Origin of the sequence: Streptococcus sp. oral taxon 056 str. F0418 (genome assembly GCF_000220065.1) — a bacterium.
Lineage (GTDB): Bacteria > Bacillota > Bacilli > Lactobacillales > Streptococcaceae > Streptococcus.
The window spans coordinates 1,170,050-1,188,932 of sequence record NZ_AFQU01000001.1; the positions used below are offsets into that span (position 1 = coordinate 1,170,050).

An 18,883-nucleotide genomic window follows, 5' to 3' on the forward strand; every position below is an offset into this window, starting at 1 on the left:
TACTGGAGTATCTACAAAACTGTTAAAAGAATTTTCTTATGCAAATAAATATAACTGAAATGTCATTTTGATCACGTATTTATGAAAAAAGGATGCGCTTTAGCACACCCAAAATGTTTATATGATCCCAGCAAGATTCGAACTTGCGACCGTTCGCTTAGAAGGCGAATGCTCTATCCAGCTGAGCTATGGGACCATACTTTATTATTGTAACAAAAAGACCGTATAGCGTCAAGATTCATTTATGATAAGGACTACCCTGCTGAATCATAAAGGCACGATAAATTTGTTCTATTAAAACCAATCTCATTAATTGATGAGGTAAAGTTAATTTCCCAAAACTCATTAAAATATTTGCTCTCTCTTTTACCTGAGATGACAAGCCAAGACTTCCTCCAATGATAAAAGTAATGTTTGAAAATCCTTTAATAGAGGCATCTTCTATTACCAGACTAAATTTCTCTGAAGGAAATTGCTGGCCTTCGATAGCTAAAGCAATCACAAATTCACGATCAGCTACTTTAGATAAAATTCGCTCACCTTCTTTTGCTAAAATTTGTTGATTTTCTAATTGACTAGCTTTATCTGGCGTTTTTTCATCTGCCAGTTCGATTATTTCAACTTTGGTAAAGCGACTGAGTCTTTTTGAATATTCTGCTATGCCTTCTTTAAGGTATTTCTCTTTCAATTTTCCAATAGTTACAAGTTTTATTTTCATAGTCTAATTGTACCACATTCACTTCTTATCCACATCGCTTTAAGGTATAATAGTTTTTGTTATCTATTTATTTTCTAATAGAAATAAACATTTTTTATAAGTTTTCCACAAACTGTGGAAAACTTTTTTTATTTAAGATATAATTAAGTTAGCAAATTTATACTTTCAGTAATTTGAAAATTAGGAGGAAGATATGAAAAATTCTTCAAATTTCGTTAAAAAAACGTTGCAACTTTTCATTATATTATTAGTTGGTTTTATTGGTGGAGTAGTAGGAACATGGGCTTTTTCTCATGCTCAAAAATCTCCTTCTACAGCAAATAGCAATCAAAAGACAACGACTGTAAGCACTTCATATAAAAATAGCAATTCTACTACAAAGGCTGTTGATAAAGTAAAAGATGCTGTTGTGTCTGTAATTACTTATTCTGAATCTATTTCAGATGCTGTATTTGACAATAATAATTCAAACAATGAGAATGATCAAATAGCAAGTGAAGGTTCAGGAGTTATTTATAAGAAAGATAAGAATTATGCTTATTTAGTTACGAATACTCACGTTATCAACGGTGCAAAAAAAGTTGATATTCGTCTTGCTGATGGTAACAAGGTACCTGGTGAAATTATCGGTTCAGATACGTATTCAGATATTTCTGTTGTTAGAATTCCTGCAGATAAAGTCAAAAACGTAGCAGAATTTGGAGATTCTAGTAAATTAACGGTAGGTGAAACAGCTATTGCTATCGGAAGTCCACTTGGTTCTGACTATGCAAACACAGTTACACAAGGAATTGTATCTAGTTTAAGTCGTAATGTCTCTTCAAAATCAGAAGATGGTCAAACAATTGCTACACAAGCTATTCAAACAGACGCAGCCATTAACCCTGGAAACTCAGGTGGACCACTTGTAAATATCCAAGGACAAGTTATTGGTATTACCTCAAGTAAAATTGCAAATACAAATAATGGTAGTACAGCGATTGAAGGAATGGGATTCGCTATCCCATCCAATGATGTTGTCAATATTATTGAACAATTAGAAAAAAATGGAAAAGTTACTCGTCCAGCCTTAGGTATTCAAATGTTGAATCTAAGCAATTTATCTTCAGATAGTGTTGCAAAATTAAAACTACCTGAAAATGTAAAAAATGGAGTTGTCGTTCGTTCTACACAATCTGGAATGCCAGCTGATGGTAAATTAGAAAAATATGATGTTATCACAAAAATTGATGACACTGAGATATCATCTGTAAGTGATATTCAATCTGCCTTATATAAACATACTCTCAACGAAGAAATTAAAGTAACTTACTACCGTGATGGGAAAGAGCAAACAACTACTATAAAATTAACGAAATCATCTGCTGATTTGAGTTCCAACTAATCATTATTTACAATCCTGTAAACACACCTTTACACAATCGTAAAGGTGTGTTATTCTATATACAAATGGAAAATTATCAATATATTGCAATTGAAGATATTCAAACAAACCCTTACCAACCAAGAAAACATTTTTCATCTCAAAAATTAAATGAATTAGCAAATTCAATTAGAGAAAATGGATTGATCCAACCAATTATTGTCAGAAAATCATCCATCATTGGCTATGAAATTTTAGCAGGTGAACGAAGATTTCGTGCAGCAAAATTAGCGGGTTTAACACAAATTCCAGCTATAGTTAAATCACTGAGCGATGAAGAAATGATGATGCAAGCAATTATCGAGAATCTTCAACGAGAAAATCTTAATCCAATCGAAGAAGCTGAATCTTATCAACATCTTATTGATCGAGGATTGACACACGACGAAATTGCTAAATTTATGGGGAAATCTAGACCTTATATTAGTAATCTTATCCGATTATTGCAGTTACCTGAATTTATGATCCAAGCAGTGAAAAAAGGAGACATTTCCCAAGCACATGCTCGATTACTTCTAAAATATTCAGAAAAAGAGCAAAAAGACTGGCTTCAAAAAATTACTTCTTTAGATATATCGGTTAGAAAATTAGAGGAACTTTTAAAAATTCCTTCCAATAAAAAGAAATCTAATAAGAATTATCAAAAAGTATTTATTGCCGAGGAAGAAGAAAAATTAAAGCAAGCATTAGGAGTAAATGTTAACATTACTCTTTCTAAAAAACAAACTGGAAAAATTATCATTTCTTTTTCTAGTCAGGAAGAATATGAAAGAATTACTAACAGTCTGAAATAAGGCTGTTAGTTTTATTTTTTAAATCCACAAATCTTTCCACAAAAATAAAATAAGGAAAATCTAAGCAAATCACCAAAAATCGATCATATCCACAAGTTGTGGAAAACTTCCATAAACAATGTGAATTTTAATCCACAAGTTGTGGAAAACTTTTATAATTTATGATAAAATAAAAGATATTTAAGATAGAAAGGGGAGATGTAATGGCTCATGATAAAGAATTTTGGGCGCGTGTTTTGGAGTTAGCTCAAACTCAGCTAAAGAAGACAACTTTTGATTTTTTCGTTGCAGAAGCCAAACTTATTAAAATTGAAAATAATCAAGCAACTATCCATTTAGATAGCCCTGTAAAAAACTATTTTGGGAACAAAATTTAGCTGATATTATTTTAACTGCAGGATTTGAGATCTATAACACTCAGATAACTGCATTATATGTTTTCGAAAACGAAGATAATAAAATAGAAAATCATTCTGCTACTACTTCTCATCAACCTGAGCCTACAGAAAAAAAGACACCCCCTCCGCTATCTACAGGTTTAAAACAAAAATATACTTTTGAAAACTTTGTACAAGGTGATGGTAATCAATGGGCGAAAGCTGCTGCTCTTGCTGTAGCAGACAATTTAGGGGGAATATACAATCCTTTATTTATATACGGTGGACCAGGTCTAGGGAAAACCCATTTACTAAATGCTATTGGAAATGAGGTACTAGAAAATATTCCTGATGCTCGTATCAAATATGTACCCGCAGAAACTTTCATTAATGATTTCCTAGAACATCTCCGATTAGGTGAAATGGATAGCTTTAAAAAAATCTATCGCAGTTTAGATTTGCTATTGATCGATGATATTCAAGCGCTTAGTAAAAAGGTTTCTACGCAGGAAGAATTTTTCAATACATTCAATGCTTTACACGGCGAAAACAAACAGATTGTGTTGACGAGTGACCGTAGTCCAGATTATTTAGAAAATCTAGAAGAACGTCTTGTCACGCGCTTTAAATGGGGATTAACAAGTGATATCACTCCTCCGAATTTTGAAACTCGTATTGCAATTTTGCGTAATAAAATTGAAGAATTTGATCTTACATTTCAAAATGAAACGATTGAATATCTAGCTGGACAATTTGATTCAAATGTTCGCGATCTTGAAGGTGCGTTGAAAGATATCAATTTACTTGCAAGTATGCGAAATATTAAGGATATTACCATTGATCTTGCAGCAGAAGCTATTCGCTCTCGTAAGCAAGCAGGAAGCCAACTATTAGTCATACCAATTGATCGTATACAGACTGAAGTTGGTAACTTTTATGGAGTCAGTGTTAAGGAAATGAAGGGGACAAGGCGAGTTCAAAATATTGTATTAGCTCGTCAGGTAGCTATGTACCTAGCACGAGAATTAACGGATAATAGCTTACCAAAAATTGGCCGTGAATTTGGTGGTAAAGATCATACAACTGTGATCCACGCACATGGAAAAATTAAAAGTATGTTAGAAGAAGATGATAATCTTCGTCTGGAAATTGAAACTATAAAAAATAAAATCAAATAATTGTGGATAACTTTATAAAATTTTAAATTTTTTTCCACAATTTGTGCACAAGTTCAAAAGCTTGTCCTTATTTGGATTGAAGTATTTTTCCACAATATTCACATAGCCTACTATTACTATTAACCTTATAATCATAAATAATAAAAGGAGTTTCTATGATTAACTTTTCAATTAATAAAAATTTATTTTTACAAGCTTTAAATACAACAAAGCGAGCTATTAGCCATAAAAATGCTATTCCAATTCTTTCAACTGTAAAAATTGACGTTAGCAATGAAGGAATAACATTAATTGGATCGAATGGTCAAATTTCAATTGAAAACTTTATATCTATAAAAAATGAAAATGCTGGCTTATTAATTAACTCTCTAGGTTCTATTCTTCTTGAAGCAAATTTCTTTATAAACGTTGTATCTAGTATGCCTGATATAACACTTGATTTTAAAGAAATTGAACAAAAGCAGGTTGTATTAACTAGTGGTAAGTCAGAAATTACTCTAAAAGGAAAAGATGCTGCTCAATATCCACGTATTCAGGAAGTACCAACAACAAATCCTTTACTTCTTGAAACTAAACTTCTAAAAAATTTAATTAATGAAACAGCTTTTGCAGCTAGTTTACAAGAAAGTCGTCCTATATTGACAGGTGTGCATTTCGTTTTAACAGATCATAAGCACCTTAAAACAGTTGCAACAGATTCTCATAGACTAAGCCAAAAGAAAATTACTTTGGAAAAAAATAGTGATAACTTTGATGTCGTTATTCCAAGTCGCTCTCTACGTGAATTTACAGCCGTATTTAGCGATGAAATTGAAACAGTAGAAGTTTTCTTTGCTAATCATCAAATTTTGTTTAGAAGTGAAAATATCAGCTTCTATACTCGTCTTTTAGAAGGAAATTACCCTGATACAGATCGACTAATTCCAACAGATTTTTCAACAGTTGTTACCTTTGAAACTTCTAGCTTACGAGCAACTATGGAGCGTTCACGTTTACTATCAAATGCTACACAAAATGGAACGGTAAAACTAGAGATTACTGGCGGTGTCGTCAGTGCCCATGTTAATTCTCCAGAAGTAGGACGAGTAAATGAAGAAATAGATGTGGAAAATGTATCAGGTGAAGATTTAACCATTAGTTTTAATCCAACTTATTTAATTGAAGCTTTAAAAGCTGTGGATAGTGAAAAAGTAACGATTAGTTTTATTTCAGCAGTTCGTCCATTTACCCTTATTCCTAGTGAAAAGGAAGAAGATTTTATTCAATTGATTACTCCAGTGAGAACAAACTAATGTACGATAAGGGGAGTTTTGTTGAGATGAAAAAACCTCATGCCTGTACTATCAAGTCAACAGGCAAGAAGGCGAATCGTTGGGAAATTACACGGATTGGAGCAGACATTAAGATTCGTTGCACTAATTGTGATCATGTCGTTATGATGAGTCGTTATGATTTTGAAAGAAAAATAAAAAAGTCTTAGATAATTAATATCTAAGACTTTTTATTATTTATTTAACTTTTCAAATTTTCCATTTTCTATTTTCTTGTAGCCATTTTTTTCTAGCATATCTCCACTTAATTTCATACTAATACGCTTCGTATTTTTTCCACTGGACATTCCCATACCTGGTAGTTTAGAAAGTTCTTCAATGTTAGCTTTGTCATAATCTATCTCAACGGTTTCCTTGATTCCTTTTTCATCAAAAACTAATTTTTCTTTTACACCTTTTACTTTTTGATATTCCTGAGATAGTGCTGTTACCTTTGCTTGTGCAGCTTTTTTCTGATCTTCAGCGTTTTCTTTTCCTTCAGTAATTCCTAAAGACTTATAAGAAATATAATTTTCAGTGTTTTGTTTAGTAACAGTATCGCCTGTATAATAATAAGTCAAACGAATATCATATTGATTAGTTTGATCAATTCGTTGATAATAAGCTACTCCGTCTTTCTTAGTGGTACATGACGATAAAATAACGGATACAAATACTGTCAATAACGTAAGAAAAAGTTTTAGTGAATAATTTTTTTCATTTTAATTTCCTCCTGTAGTTACTAATATTATAAAATTTTTTTAGATAAAAACAAATTATTTTTTGGTACGACATTTCGTTTTATGTTGATAGATTGTAAAAATAATTATTCCTAAGATAAAGCAAAGTATCCCTTCCTTTAATCCATTAGGGAAAAATTTTAATATCACTTTTCCTCTTCCTTTTTTGACATCAACTTTCATAAAACCTTCTTGTGCTTTATGGATTGACACTGGTTGTCCATCTTGTGTAGCGCTCCATCCTTTATCATAAGGCAAGGTGAAAAATAAAGAACTATCTTGTTTCGCTTCATAATTCACAGTAATTTGACTATTTTGAGTAGTAACAGTGACATTTTGATAATGGATTTTATCCATCGCTTCTTGGAAGTGTTTGGTATTTACTTTGTAAAATTCTGGTTTATCAAAGGAAACTTGCGAATTATCTGGAAAAGTAAAACGAATAGTAACTATTTGTTCTTCTTTAAAATAACCAATGTTAAAAAAAGTGAAGACATTATTTGTTGTAAAACGTCTCTTTTCTTTACCGATTGAAACTTCTACAACTTTTTGATCATCATTTGAAAAATTGATATTCGGTAAGCTAGCATATACCTGACTATTTGCTGGAATGTTTACAGTATATGTCATACTTGCAAAGCTTTCTTTACTTTCTTTGTCAACATTAACTGTAAAAGTTTTATTATTTTCTATGATATTATGAGCACTGATAGGCTCCATTCTTTGGAAATACTTATAATTTAGACCGGATAAATTATTTAGGAATTTTGACTGATTATCAAGTGTTAAATTATTAAACTTTACATCTTTGTAAACTTCATTTGTTAAAAAAGCTAAGGAAGTGGAATTTTTATTTTGATATAAAGAGAGATTACTTTCTGTTTTTATAGGAGTAAATCCATATTTTTTAGGATTGGTTTCAGCAATATTATAGGCTACTGAAAAAATAGCATCCATTAAAATACTGTTATTTTGATAACGTAGATTAAGATTAGTCCCAGATGATTTAAACCCAAGTTTATCTAATGTAGAGCTAGTCATTGTGTTTCGAACAGAAGAAAACTGAGAAATACCATTATAGTTATATTTCATACTATCATTTCCTGTTTGAGGATCTAAAGATTCTGTACGGAAAAATTCTTTATTTTCTTTTTTTGCATAATCAACAAGTTTATCAATTGTTTTTAAATTTTTTGCATATGAAGAACGACTTGCAAATACCCATTCTTTGGCAATACCATCAACTTGATAAAAAGCATTTAAAGAAACCTCAAAAGAAACGAAAGTTAAAATAGAAACAAGAAAGATCTTTTTTGAAATATAAGATTGAGTAAATGTTCCAAAAATTAATAAGTAAGCTAATAAAAACTCCAAAGTTAAAATAAAGTTTACAGGATCTAAAAAATCATAATGTTTTCTAAAAATAAAAACTAAGGTGAATCCAATAGATAAAAATGTGAAAGCTATAATTATATTTTTAAATTTGATTTGTTTGAGGCGTTGTAAAGTTTCGGCCGCTATAAAGATAATGAAAAGAGAAAACAGCCAAGAATAGCGATGTAAAAACATATTCGGCGCGTGCATACCTTGCCAAAATAGATCTAATCTTTCAAGAGAAAAACTAGCCATAAATAATAGAATTAGTAAAAAATAAGAAAGTTTCACGTGAAACTTGATTGATTTTAAAGTAAAAAATAAGATAGCGAGCAATAGTGGAACTATTCCAACATAAACCATTGGAATTGATCCGTATTTTGTTGTATCAAAGCTTCCAATAAAATTTTTAGCGAATATATCTAAATACCAAGTTTTTTCTGTAAAAATCTTGTCAATAGAAGTTAGTTTTTCACCATGAGTTTTTAAATCCAGAAATGTAGGTAAAATCATTATTAAACTAGTGAAGCCAGATAATATTGACACTATTGTAAAGTCAAAAAAAGTTTTAATTCTATTTTTAAAATCCCAAGAAGTCTGAACTAAAAACCAAAATACTAAAAATAATGCCATCATATATCCAAAATAGTAGTTTTGGATAAAAAGAATTGTCAGACTTGTAAAGTATAATATTTTACCTTGACCTATCATTAATAGGTGTAAACCATAAAGAATTAATGGAGCAAGAATGAAAACATCAAGCCAAGTTTTAATTTCAATTTGACTGGTTGCAAAGCTCATAAGAGAATAGCAAGTTGACAACGTTAAAATAAGTAAGGTTGGTATTTTTTTAAATATTCCTTTTAAACTAATAGTAGCTGTCAATCCAATTAATCCAAATTTTATGAGGGTAAAGAGGTAGACAGCATCTGACATATTTTCTAGATTGAAAAAATAAACAAATGGAGATAGAAAACTTCCTAAATAGTAACTTGTCAGAGCATAGAAGTTTAATCCCAATCCACTTGTAAATGTATAAAAAAGACTATCGCTACCGTGAAGAATATTTCTGAGTGTGGTATCAAAGATAACATACTGATGAAAACCATCTCCTAATAAAGGTGAAGTGTCACTATTCCAGTAAATCCCCTGAGAAAGGTACACAGTTACCATAATAAAAAAGGAATTAAGAATGCCACTAGGTAGAGCCAATATTTTTTAAGATAATTCTTTATTTTTTTCATAAAACATATAGTTAAAAAGCGAATGAATATTCGCTTTTTAATCTTTCCATAATTCTTTTACTTTTTGCTGAACTTCTTGATTTTCTAAGAATTCATCATAGGTTTCATCAATACGGTCAATCACACCGTTTTTAGATAATACAATAATATGATTTGCTAATGTTTGAATAAATTCATGGTCATGGCTAGCAAAAATAATGGATTCTTTAAAGTTTTTAAGTCCATCATTTAAGCTTGAAATTGATTCCAAATCTAAGTGATTTGTTGGATCATCCAATATTAGAACATTTGATTTAAGTAACATCAATTTAGAAAGCATAACCCGAACTTTTTCTCCACCTGACAAGACGTTTACAGGCTTGTTAACTTCATCTCCAGAGAACAGCATGCGTCCAAGGAAACCACGGAGGAAAGTATTGTCATCTTCTTCTTTACTCGCAAATTGACGAAGCCAATCTAGTATTGACTCACCACCAGCAAAATCACGAGAGTTATCTTTAGGTAAGTAAGATTGACTAGTTGTTACACCCCACTTGACAGTTCCTTCGTATTCAATATCTCCCATTAAAGCACGGATTAAGGCAGTTGTTTGAATGTCGTTTTGACCAATCAAAGCTGTCTTGTCACCTGGACGTAAGATAAAACTAATATTATCAAGTATAGTTTCACCATCAATCTTGACAGAAAGGTTTTCTACTGTCAAGAGGTCATTACCAATTTCACGCTCTGCTTTAAAGCTGATAAATGGATATTTACGACTAGATGGGACAATTTCTTCTAACTCAATCTTGTCAAGCATCTTTTTACGGGAAGTTGCTTGTTTTGATTTGGAAGCATTGGCAGAGAAACGAGCAACAAATTCTTGAAGTTGTTTAATTTTTTCTTCTGCTTTGGCATTTCGGTCAGCGAGTAGTTTAGCTGCTAATTCACTTGATTCTTTCCAGAAATCATAGTTTCCAACATAGAGCTTGATTTTTCCAAAGTCAAGGTCAGCCATGTGAGTGCAGACTTTATTTAAAAAGTGACGGTCGTGGGATACGACAATGACTGTATTTTCAAAATCAATAAGAAAATCTTCTAACCAAGTAATCGACTGAATATCCAAACCGTTAGTTGGCTCGTCCAGAAGCAAGACATCAGGTTTACCAAAAAGGGCTTTAGCTAAGAGTACTTTGACCTTGTCTCCGTTAGAAAGTTCACTCATATTTTGGTAGTGTAAATCTTCTGGGATATTGAGGTTTTGCAAGAGTTGAGAAGCTTCACTTTCGGCTTCCCAGCCACCTAGTTCAGCAAACTCTCCCTCAAGTTCAGCCGCACGAACACCATCTTCATCTGAAAAATCGGGCTTCATATAGATAGCATCTTTTTCTTTCATAATGTTGTAAAGTAGGTCATTTCCCATAATAACAACATCAATAACTCTTTCATCCTCGTAGTCAAAGTGATTTTGACGAAGGACTGAAAGACGTTCATTAGGGCCTAAAGAAATATGACCAGTCGTTGGTTCAATATCTCCAGCTAATATTTTTAAAAATGTTGATTTTCCAGCACCATTGGCACCAATTAAACCATAGGTATTACCAGCTGTAAATTTGATGTTAACTTCATCAAATAATTTGCGGTCACTGAAACGTAATGAAACATCAGATACTGTAAGCAATATAATTCTCCTCTTTAATATAACTATTACTATTTTACTAGAAAATGAAACTTATTTCAAATGATTCTAGGTTAAAGTTTATTTTTAACTATCAATTTATTGTCAATTATATTTACAATAAGTTGACAATCTTGTAAAGAATCTTTTATCTGAGAAATTATACTAATCTTCTTTCTCATTTCTATTGAAAATGATATAATAAATTCAACATAAATTGAGGAGTAATAAATGACAAAACCTATTATTTTAACAGGAGATCGGCCAACTGGAAAATTACATATTGGTCATTATGTAGGAAGTTTACGGAATCGAGTACTTTTACAAAATGAAGGAAAATATGATTTATTTGTATTTTTAGCTGATCAGCAAGCCTTGACAGATCATGCCAAGGACCCACAAACAATCATTGAATCAATTGGAAATGTAGCTTTGGATTATTTAGCTGCTGGGTTGGATCCAGAAAAGGTTACTATTTTTATTCAGAGTCAAATTCCTGAGCTGGCTGAATTAACAATGTATTATATGAATCTAGTTTCCTTAGCCCGTTTGGAAAGAAATCCAACTGTTAAGACAGAGATTGCGCAAAAGGGGTTTGGTCAAAGTATTCCTACAGGATTTTTGGTTTATCCAATTTCCCAGGCGGCTGATATTACAGCTTTTAAAGCCAATTTTGTACCAGTAGGAACTGATCAAAAACCAATGATTGAGCAAACCAGAGAAATTGTACGTTCTTTTAATCATGCTTATCAACGAGATGTTTTAGTTGAACCAGAGGGGATTTATCCTGAAAATGAAGCAGCAGGTCGTTTACCTGGTCTTGATGGCAATGCTAAGATGTCTAAATCATTAAATAATGGAATTTACCTTGCTGATAACATGGATACACTTAAGAAAAAAGTGATGGGAATGTACACAGACCCTGACCATATCAAAGTGGAAGATCCAGGTAAAATTGAAGGAAATATGGTTTTCCATTATTTGGATGTTTTTGGTCGTCCAGAAGATGCTGATGAAATTGCGGCTTTGAAAGAACATTATCAACGTGGCGGTCTAGGAGATGTAAAGACTAAGCGTTATTTATTAGAAATTTTAGAAAGAGAATTAAGCCCTATTCGTGAGCGTCGTGTGGAGTTTGCTAAAGATATGGGACAAGTTTATGATATGTTACAAAAAGGCAGTGAAAAAGCTCGTCAAGTAGCCAGTCAAACTCTTTCTGAAGTGAAATCAGCTATGGGGATTAATTATTTTTAAGAGATGATTGACAAATCATAATAGAGTGGTATTATATTATAAATTAAGTCGGTCTGGAACATCGTTCTAATGGTATATAAAAATAGAGAAGAGGAATTTGTGAATGTCAAACTGGGACACTAAGTTTTTAAAAAAGGTTTTACTTTTGATGATGTATTGTTAATTCCGGCTGAAAGCCATGTGTTGCCAAATGATGCGGATTTGAGAACAAAGTTAGCGGATAATCTTACATTAAATATTCCTATTATAACAGCAGCTATGGATACAGTCACAGAAAGTAAAATGGCCATCGCTATTGCTCGTGCAGGAGGTCTCGGTGTTATTCACAAAAATATGTCAATTGAACAGCAGGCTGATGAAGTTCGGAAAGTAAAACGTTCAGAAAATGGTGTTATTATTGATCCATTCTTCTTGACTCCGAGCCATACAATCGCTGAAGCAGACGAACTGATGGGACGTTATCGTATCAGTGGTGTTCCTGTCGTGGAAACCTTAGAAAATCGTAAATTAGTTGGTATTTTAACAAATCGTGATTTGCGCTTTATTTCAGATTACAACCAACCTATTTCTAACCATATGACTAGTGAAAATCTAGTAACTGCTCCTGTGGGAACAGATTTAGAAACCGCTGAGCGTATCCTTCAAGAACATCGTATTGAAAAACTTCCTCTAGTTGATGAAAATGGTCGTTTATCAGGCTTAATTACAATTAAAGATATTGAAAAAGTTATTGAATTTCCAAATGCAGCTAAAGACGAATTTGGTCGTCTTTTAGTTGCTGGTGCAGTTGGTGTTACTTCAGATACTTTTGAGCGTGCGGAAGCTTTATTTGAAGCGGGTGCAGATGCTATTGTAATTGATACAGCTCACGGTCATTCAGCTGGAGTTTTACGTAAGATTGCTGAGATTCGTGCTCACTTCCCAAATCGTACTCTCATTGCTGGAAATATTGCAACTGCTGAGGGTGCGCGTGCACTTTTTGATGCAGGTGTTGATGTTGTCAAGGTAGGAATTGGTCCAGGCTCTATCTGTACAACTCGTGTTATTGCTGGTGTTGGAGTTCCTCAAGTAACGGCTATTTATGATGCTGCAGCAGTTGCGCGTGAATATGGAAAAACAATTATCGCTGATGGTGGAATCAAATATTCTGGTGATATTGTTAAAGCTTTGGCAGCAGGTGGAAATGCTGTTATGTTGGGTTCTATGTTTGCAGGAACAGATGAAGCTCCTGGAGAAACAGAAATTTTCCAAGGACGTAAGTTTAAAACCTATCGTGGGATGGGGTCTATTGCAGCAATGAAAAAAGGATCTAGTGATCGCTATTTCCAAGGTTCTGTTAATGAAGCTAATAAACTTGTTCCAGAAGGTATTGAAGGTCGTGTAGCTTATAAGGGAGCGGCAGCTGATATTGTCTTTCAAATGTTAGGCGGTATTCGTTCTGGTATGGGATATGTCGGCGCTGCAAATCTACAAGAATTACATGAAAATGCTCAATTTATCGAAATGAGTGGTGCAGGATTAAAAGAAAGTCATCCGCATGATGTACAAATTACAAATGAAGCACCAAATTACTCTGTACAATAATAAAATAACAGGCTGGTACTTCCAGTCTTTTATTTTATTTGTAAAGTTGATTTACATAATAGTAAATTTATTTTACAACTCCGTTTACAATATTAAATATTTTAATATCTTCTGGAAGATGTTGAAGATGGTCTAGTGTTGTTGTCGTAATGAAAGTTTGTATATTTTGAGAAATTGTTTCAAGTAATTTTAGTTGACGGTCATTGTCAAGTTCACTCATAACATCGTCAAGTAGTAAAATAGGAATTTCTTTGGTTATGTTCTCAATTAATTTAATCTCAGCTAATTTTAAAGATAATACGACACTTCTGTGTTGCCCTTGACTACCATAATTAGCATCCATTTTGTTGATAAAAAAGCTAATATCATCCCTATGAGGACCAACACCAGTATTTTGTTTAAACAAGTCTCTTTTTCGACTTTTATCTAAAGCTAATCTAAAACTTTCTTGAATGTTGTCAACTTGTTGTAAAGGAATTGATGATTGGTATTCAATGGTTAAGATTTCTTTTTTCTGTGAGATTTCTAGATGCTTTTCTTGAGCAAATTTTTCCAGTTTTTGTAGGAAATCTAAGCGATGCTGAATGACGCGACAACCATATTCAACTAACTGCTCGTCTAAAACAGAGAGAAAATTTTCATCAATCTGTTGGTTGTTTTTTAAATAAGAATTCCTTTGCTTTAGTATATGGTTGTAATTTGATAAATCTGATAAGTATAATGGTTTAATTTGTCCTAATTCAATATCTATAAATTTTCTTCTTAGGCTTGGAGATCCTTTGATGAGTTGTAAATCTTCAGGTGCAAACAAGACAACAATCATTGTTCCTATGTAATCTGATAGTCTACTTTGTTTGAGATGATTGATTTTAGTAATGCGTCCTTTAGTTGTCAACTCAATATCAAGAGGAATAGTACTGGTGCTTTTTTCAATAATACCAGATACTCTTAATTCTTTTTCTTGGAAATGAACTAGATCCTTGTCAGATCTAGTCCGATGGCTACGGGTTAAGGCTAAAAAATAAATCGATTCTAGTATATTCGTTTTTCCTTGTGCATTTTGTCCAAGAAAGATATTTAAACCAGGATGAAAATGAATATCTGCTTCCTCATAATTACGAAAATGTTTAAGTTTAAGTGATTTAAGCCACATATTACGTTCCTGGAAAACGGACAGGGGATTTTTTATTTACACCTGTTTGTTTTTTATTTTTTTAGTTGATACGATATTTGTTTTTTTGAGATTTCTATTCATTTCCTTTACCATATTTGCAACTCGTGTTTTTTCAGCTTGTTCTTCCTGATGTTGCTGTTTTTCGTCAAGACTTGGCTCTAAAATGGTTAGAGTGAATTCTTGTGCTGGAATACTTATCACATCTCCAACTCGGATTTTTTTTCCTCGTCTATTTTCTAATTCATCATTGAAATAAACTTGATTTTCAGCTAAAAATGCTTTAATAGCACCACCACTTTGTATAATTCCAACTTCTTTTAGAAGAGCCTGAAGCGTGATATAATCATCAAATAATTTATAATCCATATTTCACCTCGATCCCTGATATTATACCATATTTTAGAATTTAGAGCTGGGTAAGAAAACGTTTTAATCGATTGCAGAGAAAAACAAATTTAGTCTATTTCGTGATATAATAGAGTTTATATTAGGAAGTGCGAGGAAGTTTATGAAATTAGCACAGGGAATGAATCTTCATTTTATTCAATCAACTAAATTTAAGACAAATAAAATTAAAATTCGTTTTTCAGCTCCTATGAGTGCGGATACAATTGCTGAGCGAGTAATCGTTTCTAGTCTTTTAGAGACTGCTAATGCTGTTTATCCAACTTCACAACTATTTCGTGAACATTTGGCAAGTTTATATGGTTCAAATTATTCAACTAGTGTTTCAAGAAGAGGCTTGATTCATTATGTTGATGTCAATGTTTCTTTTGTACGAGACTCATTTTTAAGTAGAAAAAATACTCTCACAACTAAAATAATAGAATTTATTAAAGCTAGTTTATTATCTCCGCTAGCTCATGATGGAGCGTTTGATTCATCTATTTTTGATATTGAAAAGAAAAACCTTATCCACGAACTAGAATCTGAGGTTGAAAATCATTTTTATCACGCGCACTTGGAGTTGAATCAATTGTTTTACATAAGCCGAGAAATGCAAATTCCTCGTGTTTCAACAGTTGAATTAATGCGACAAGTAACGCCGAAGACTAGCTTTTCCGTTTTTCAAAAGATGTTAAAAGAAGATCAAATTGACATCTTCTTTATAGGTGATTTTAATGAGTTAGCGATGCAGGAACAGTTTGAGCTATTCAAATTTTCAGATCGAAAGCAGATTTTAAGTTTAAACTATCAACAAAATTTTTCGAAGATTTTACGAGAAGGAATTGAGCAGAAGGAAGCACATCAATCTATTTTAGAAATGGGGTATCATTTTCCTATTCAGTACGGAGAAGATAGTCATATTCCTTTGCTTGTCTTGAATGGTTTATTAGGTAGCTATGCACATTCTAAATTATTCGTAGAAGTGCGTGAAAAGGCAAGTCTGGCTTATACCGTTTCTAGTAGTATGGATATTTTTTCAGGAATGTTGCGAGTATATGCTGGAATTGATAGACAAAATCGTAATAAAGCAATAACGTTGATAAATCGGCAAGTTACTGATTTAAAGAGAGGGAATTTCTCAGAAGAAGAACTTCAGCAAACGAAGAAAATGCTGAGAAATAGTGCACTTTTATCTCAAGATCGTCAAAACTCATTACTTGAAATGGCGTATTTATCATCAATTTTAGGAGAAAAATTTCTTGCTATTGATGAGTGGTTGATAGCTTTGGAGAATGTTCAAAAAGAGGATGTTGTCTCGGCAGCAAATAACCTAAAGCTTCAAGCAATGTACTTTATGGAAGGAAAATAATGCCTGATCTAGCTATAAAAAAAATAGAATATCCGTCTATTGGAGAAAGTCTTTATCGATTGATTTTACCTAATGGATTACGAGTTTTTCTGCTTCCTAAAATGAATTTTCGTGAGACCTATGGTATTATGACAGTTCATTTTGGATCAGTGGATACTCATTTTATACCACGAGGATTGAAACAAGCTCGTCATTACCCAGCTGGAATTGCTCATTTTTTAGAACATAAATTATTTGAAGATGAAGATGGAGAAGATCTGCTTCAGAAATTTGTCGATTTAGGCGCAGAAAGTAATGCTTTTACAAGTTTTACGAAAACTAGCTATTTATTTTCTACAACTGATAATGTGTTAGAGTGTTTAGAATTATTACAGAATCTAATTGGGGAGGCTTATTTCACAGAAGATTCTATCCAGCGTGAACAAGGGATCATCCAACAAGAAATCGAAATGTATCAGGATGATTCAGATTATCAATTATTTTTTAATGCTTTAGCAAATCTTTATCCTGATACACCTTTAGCGCAGGATATAGCTGGTAATCATGAGACTATTTCAGACATCACTGTAGAAGATTTAGATGAAAATTTTGAAACATTTTACCATCCATCAAACATGAGCCTGTTTTTGGTTGGAAATTTTGATGTAGATCATGTGGCTGCTTCTATTGATCGACAACAATATCTTCTGTATGAAATAGATGATGAGAAAACAACAATTAGACGACGTAGCTTGAAATTATCTCCTGTCATACCGACAGCCAGTACAAGAATGAAAGTTAGTCGTCCTAAATTAGCTATTGCTCTGAGAGGAACAGATAAAATTCTTAAAAAGAAGTTATTCCGTTATAAAGTTATATTAAAGTTATTATTTGATATGATGTTCGGGTGGACTTCAAAGCGCTATCAGGAGTTGTATGAGGCAGGAAGAATAGATGCTTCTCTAACTTTAGAAGTTGAAGTAGAGGATCGTTTCCACTTTGTTATCTTAACGATGGATACGCAGGAGCCTGTAGCATTATCTCATCAGATTCGAAAGGCTATCCAAGGTTTTGCTCAGGACTTAGATGTCACAGAGGAGCATTTAGATATTGTAAAAAGTGAGATGTATGGCGATTTATTACATGGACTAAACTCATTAGAATATATAGCAACCCAGTATGATACACTTTTGAGTGGGGAAAATTTGTTTGATTTACCAAAAATTTTACAGGATATTCATTTAGAAGATATTTTAGAAGTAGGCCACCAGTTTATTGATAACTGTGACATGATAGATTTTACGATTTTTCCAAAATAATCCCAACAAAAAGATAAAAAATTTGATACAATAGTCTATAAAAATGAAGAAGTAAAACTTCTGAAATGAGGAGTTATTCTCTATTTTTAATTTTACAATATAATGTTTGAAGCTGGGGTCTATTTATTTGCCTTCAAGCTGTTTCTAGATAGTATTTTTAAAAGGAAATTGAACGTATGAGAAAAAAAACAATAGGTGAGGTCCTACGATTAGCTCGGGTAAATCAAGGACTCAGTCTAGAAGATTTACAACAAAAAACAGATATTCAACTCGATTTATTAGAGGCTTTGGAAGCGAATGATTTTGATAAATTACCAAGCGCTTTTTATGCTAGATCTTTTCTCCGTAAATATGCCTGGGCAGTTGATCTCGATGATAAAATCATTTTAGATGCTTATGAGTCTGGTAGTATGGTGACTTACGATGAGATAGATATTGATGAGGAAAATGCGGGCAGGAGACGTAGTAGTCGACAGAGAGCATCGTACCTACCATTGTTTTACTTTGCTCTCATTTCAATAGCGATAATTGCCTTTGTGACTTATTATGTTTGGCAATATGTCAGTCGTAATCAAACAGTGGATACTGCATCTACTAGCTATAGTGTCGTTCAAAGCGAAAAATCTTCGGAGACTTCATCAAATCCTTCTAGTCAGAAGGATTCGTCGTCAAGTAGCTCCTCAAATAATGCTTTAACAGTTTCTGGTAGTGGGCAGAGCTTAACAGCTTCGTACTCAGGGGCAAAGGGTCCTGTTACTATTAAAATATCTGTTACTACTGTAACAAGCTGGATTAGTGTATCAGGGACAGATTTGGCTAATGGAGTAGTATTATCTCCAGAAAATACAAGTGTGACTACGACCTTATCACCTGGTTCTTCAACTATTATTACTTTGGGAGTTGTAGAAGGAACTACAGTTACAGTCAATAATCAGGTACTCAATACCTCTGCTATCAATACTCAAATGGGAACCATTACATTAACAATCAATAATTAAGGAT

Annotated in this window: 13 protein-coding genes, 1 tRNA gene and 3 pseudogenes; 10 read left to right on the forward strand and 7 right to left on the reverse strand. The window is 32.6% G+C overall.

Features of this window, described 5'->3' with window-relative positions:
• Positions 1 to 122 precede the first annotated feature (122 nt).
• Both HMPREF9182_RS05855 and rlmH read right to left on the reverse strand, forming a co-directional pair.
• Positions 123 to 196 (reverse strand) — tRNA-Arg (locus tag HMPREF9182_RS05855).
• 42 nt (positions 197 to 238) lie between these two features.
• On the reverse strand, positions 239 to 718 hold the full coding sequence (gene rlmH, locus HMPREF9182_RS05860) for a 23S rRNA (pseudouridine(1915)-N(3))-methyltransferase RlmH (RefSeq protein ID WP_009443782.1): 480 nt from the start codon (positions 716 to 718) through the stop codon (positions 239 to 241).
• A gap of 193 nt (positions 719 to 911) precedes the next feature.
• Here rlmH and HMPREF9182_RS05865 point away from each other — a divergent pair, with 193 nt between their 5' ends.
• The 5 genes and pseudogenes from HMPREF9182_RS05865 (at position 912) to HMPREF9182_RS05885 (ending at position 5,970) form a co-directional block, all read left to right on the forward strand.
• Positions 912 to 2,102 (forward strand): S1C family serine protease, encoded by a 1,191-nt coding sequence (locus tag HMPREF9182_RS05865; RefSeq protein ID WP_009754980.1) that lies wholly within the window; start codon positions 912 to 914, stop codon positions 2,100 to 2,102.
• A 65-nt stretch (positions 2,103 to 2,167) separates the two neighbouring features.
• Entirely contained in the window at positions 2,168 to 2,935 is a 768-nt protein-coding gene (locus tag HMPREF9182_RS05870) for a ParB/RepB/Spo0J family partition protein (protein WP_009443934.1), read from the forward strand.
• A 203-nt stretch (positions 2,936 to 3,138) separates the two neighbouring features.
• Positions 3,139 to 4,490 (forward strand): annotated as a pseudogene (dnaA, locus tag HMPREF9182_RS05875) (chromosomal replication initiator protein DnaA).
• Between the two features lie 155 nt (positions 4,491 to 4,645).
• Positions 4,646 to 5,782, forward strand: coding sequence for a DNA polymerase III subunit beta (gene dnaN / locus HMPREF9182_RS05880; protein WP_009754433.1), 1,137 nt, complete (start codon positions 4,646 to 4,648; stop codon positions 5,780 to 5,782).
• The gene (locus tag HMPREF9182_RS05885) at positions 5,782 to 5,970 is read left to right on the forward strand and encodes a DUF951 domain-containing protein (protein ID WP_009443347.1); all 189 of its coding nucleotides are present in this window, start codon (positions 5,782 to 5,784) and stop codon (positions 5,968 to 5,970) included. The genes dnaN and HMPREF9182_RS05885 overlap by 1 nt, the downstream gene beginning before the upstream one ends.
• A gap of 24 nt (positions 5,971 to 5,994) precedes the next feature.
• Here the strand turns inward: HMPREF9182_RS05885 and HMPREF9182_RS05890 are convergent, their stop codons facing one another.
• From HMPREF9182_RS05890 to HMPREF9182_RS05900, 3 genes and pseudogenes are all read right to left on the reverse strand, one after another.
• Positions 5,995 to 6,483: a DUF1307 domain-containing protein gene (locus HMPREF9182_RS05890; protein WP_009443149.1), complete on the reverse strand. Its 489-nt coding sequence runs from the start codon at positions 6,481 to 6,483 to the stop codon at positions 5,995 to 5,997.
• A 93-nt stretch (positions 6,484 to 6,576) separates the two neighbouring features.
• Positions 6,577 to 9,158, reverse strand: a pseudogene (locus HMPREF9182_RS05895) (YfhO family protein).
• A gap of 37 nt (positions 9,159 to 9,195) precedes the next feature.
• Complete coding sequence (locus HMPREF9182_RS05900; RefSeq protein WP_009755007.1) at positions 9,196 to 10,818, reverse strand: ATP-binding cassette domain-containing protein; 1,623 nt, start codon at positions 10,816 to 10,818, stop codon at positions 9,196 to 9,198.
• Between the two features lie 228 nt (positions 10,819 to 11,046).
• Between HMPREF9182_RS05900 and trpS the strand changes: the two genes are divergently transcribed.
• Together trpS and guaB are read left to right on the forward strand one after the other, a co-directional pair.
• Complete coding sequence (trpS, locus tag HMPREF9182_RS05905; RefSeq protein WP_009443267.1) at positions 11,047 to 12,069, forward strand: tryptophan--tRNA ligase; 1,023 nt, start codon at positions 11,047 to 11,049, stop codon at positions 12,067 to 12,069.
• A gap of 103 nt (positions 12,070 to 12,172) precedes the next feature.
• Positions 12,173 to 13,653: pseudogene (gene guaB, locus HMPREF9182_RS05910) on the forward strand (IMP dehydrogenase).
• A gap of 67 nt (positions 13,654 to 13,720) precedes the next feature.
• Here the strand turns inward: guaB and recF are convergent.
• Positions 13,721 to 14,806 (reverse strand): DNA replication/repair protein RecF, encoded by a 1,086-nt coding sequence (gene recF / locus HMPREF9182_RS05915; protein WP_009443474.1) that lies wholly within the window; start codon positions 14,804 to 14,806, stop codon positions 13,721 to 13,723.
• A 36-nt stretch (positions 14,807 to 14,842) separates the two neighbouring features.
• Complete coding sequence (gene yaaA, locus HMPREF9182_RS05920; RefSeq protein WP_009443949.1) at positions 14,843 to 15,193, reverse strand: S4 domain-containing protein YaaA; 351 nt, start codon at positions 15,191 to 15,193, stop codon at positions 14,843 to 14,845.
• Positions 15,194 to 15,335: 142 nt separating this feature from the next.
• On the opposite strand from yaaA, the gene yfmF reads away from it, so the two are divergent.
• The 3 genes from yfmF to rodZ all read left to right on the forward strand — a co-directional run bounded on the left by yfmF (position 15,336) and on the right by rodZ (position 18,879).
• On the forward strand, positions 15,336 to 16,583 hold the full coding sequence (gene yfmF / locus HMPREF9182_RS05925) for an EF-P 5-aminopentanol modification-associated protein YfmF (protein WP_009754737.1): 1,248 nt from the start codon (positions 15,336 to 15,338) through the stop codon (positions 16,581 to 16,583).
• Positions 16,583 to 17,881: an EF-P 5-aminopentanol modification-associated protein YfmH gene (gene yfmH / locus HMPREF9182_RS05930; protein WP_009443233.1), complete on the forward strand. Its 1,299-nt coding sequence runs from the start codon at positions 16,583 to 16,585 to the stop codon at positions 17,879 to 17,881. The genes yfmF and yfmH overlap by 1 nt, the downstream gene beginning before the upstream one ends.
• A 176-nt stretch (positions 17,882 to 18,057) precedes the next feature.
• Positions 18,058 to 18,879 carry a cytoskeleton protein RodZ gene (gene rodZ, locus HMPREF9182_RS05935; RefSeq protein ID WP_009754519.1) on the forward strand — a complete coding sequence of 274 codons (822 nt, stop codon included), beginning with the start codon at positions 18,058 to 18,060 and terminating at the stop codon, positions 18,877 to 18,879.
• Positions 18,880 to 18,883: the final 4 nt, after the last annotated feature.